General features: G+C 73.0%; 2 protein-coding genes. One reads left to right on the top strand and one right to left on the bottom strand.

The window, feature by feature from the left end:
• The coding region (locus tag MXD58_RS29985) for a hypothetical protein (RefSeq protein ID WP_518478721.1) at nt 1-204 on the top strand (204 nt) is incomplete at its 5' end.
• 522 nt (nt 205-726) lie between these two features.
• On the opposite strand, the gene bioA is transcribed toward MXD58_RS29985, so the two are convergent.
• A complete protein-coding gene (gene bioA, locus MXD58_RS29980) occupies nt 727-2,052 on the bottom strand; it encodes an adenosylmethionine--8-amino-7-oxononanoate transaminase (protein WP_248840850.1) in 1,326 nt (441 codons plus the stop codon).
• Nucleotides 2,053-2,110: the final 58 nt, after the last annotated feature.

The following is a 2,110-nucleotide window of genomic DNA, read 5'->3' as shown; positions in this document are numbered from 1 at the left end:
TCGGTGACCGTACCCGGAGGCCGGCGCGCCGGGCGACCCGCCCAGGCGGCCACGCCGGCCGTGCCCACCACGCCCCGGCTCGGCGGGCCTGGCGTCGGGGCGCCGGCGGCGGGCCAGTGCCGTCCGCGGCCACCGCGTCACCGTGGACAGCCGCCGCCGCACACCACGGGCGACACCCAGCAGAACCGAACCCGCGCGGAGTGAGACTCGCATGCGTAACGGCATCGGCGGATGGCCTTCCTCGTTCTCGTCCGCGGCCGTAGCCAGCCGGAACCGCCCGGTGAATCCAACCCTCAGAATTGCTACTCACAGTGAATCATCGAGAACGAAGAGTACGAAGACGTTCGGGAGATTCGCAACCGGAGCAATGCGGCGCCAATCTGCTCCGCGTCGGGGAACGGGACGCATTCACCGCCCACCAGCCGTTCCTTGAATGGCACCTGACCTGCGACAACGAATGGGGCTCCGAAAGCCGCCCAGGACGTGCGCCGAAGGCGCCGCCGACGGCCGACCCCGCCGAGAGACCACAGACGACACGCCCGGGACCGGCCCTGGCTCCGCGTCTGGGACCACCGCCGGCCGACAGCCGGACCAGCCAGGGACCAGGACCGCCCGCGATCGGTCGGCGCCGGTCGGTCAGATCCCGGTCGGTCAGGTCCCGGTCGGTCAGGTCCCGGTCGGTCAGATCCCGGTCGGTCAGATCCCGGTCGGTCAGATCCCGGTCGGTCAGGTCCCGGTGGTCCGGGCGACCGCCTCGACCATCGCGCCCGTCAGCGTGGCGACATCGGCGGACGTCATGATGAACGGCGGCATCGTGTACACCAGCCGGCCGAAGGGCCGTACCCACACGCCGAGCTCCACCAGCAGTGGGCCGATGACGTTCAGGTCGACCGGTTCCCGCGTCTCGATGACCCCGATCGCCCCGAGCACCCGCACGTCGGCGACGCCCGGCAGGTCCGCCGCCGGGGCGAGCCCCGCGCGCAGGCCCGCGGAGATCTCCGCGACCCGGGCCCGCCACGGCGAGGCCAGCAGCAGTTCGACGCTCGCGTTCGCGATCGCGCTGGCCAACGGGTTGCCCATGAACGTCGGGCCGTGCATGAACGCGCCGGCCGGCGAGTCGGACACGCCGTCGGCCACCTCGTCGGTGCACAGCGTCGCGGCCATCGACAGGTAGCCACCGGTGAGCGCCTTGCCCAGGCACATGATGTCGGGGGCGACGCCGGCATGGTCGCAGCCGAACAGCTCCCCGGACCGGCCGAAGCCGACCGCGATCTCGTCGGCGATGAGCAGCACGCCGTACCGGTCGCACAGCTCACGGACCCGCGCGAGCCAGCCGGGCGCGTAGAAGCGCATCGCGCCGGTGCCCTGCACCACCGGTTCGAGGATCACCGCCGCGACCTCGTCGGCGTGCTGGGCCAGCAGCCGCTCGAACTCGGCGACGTGCGCGTCCGCGCACGGCTCGTCGTAGGCGCACGCCGGCGCCGGCGCGAACACGTGGCGCGGCAGCAGCTGGCTGAACAGGTGATGCATCCCGGCGTCGGGGTCGCAGACGGACATCGCACCGGAGGTGTCGCCGTGGTAGCCACGACGGATCGTCAGCAGCCTGGTCCGTTCCGGGCGGCCCCGGCCGGTCCAGTACTGCAGTGCCATCTTGATCGCCACCTCGACGGCGACGGACCCGGAGTCGCACAGGAACACCCGCCGCAGCGGCTCCGGTGTGATCGCCACCAGTGTCTCGGCGAGCCGCACGGCCGGCTCGTGGGTCAGCCCACCGAACATCACGTGCGACATCGATCCGAGCTGCGCGCGGGCCGCCTCGTCGAGCACGGGGTGGCGGTACCCGTGGATCGCCGCCCACCACGACGACATCCCGTCGATCAGCTCCCGCCCGTCCGTCAGCCGCAGGCGGACCCCGCTGGCCGAGTCCACGCCGAACAGCGGCGTGGTGGCCGCGGCCGGGGCGTACGGATGCCAGACGACGCGGCGGTCACGCGCCACGAGGTCGCCGTCCGGACCCGCCGGGACGGCGGACGGGGCGGCACCGCGGGGCACGCCGACGGGTCGGGCTGGGGGAATCCGGGTGGTCACCCCCCCACTGTCGCGTATGGCC

The organism is Frankia sp. AgKG'84/4 (assembly GCF_023242965.2).
Classification (GTDB): domain Bacteria; phylum Actinomycetota; class Actinomycetes; order Frankiales; family Frankiaceae; genus Frankia.
This window is presented reverse-complemented; position numbering and strand designations above follow the sequence as displayed.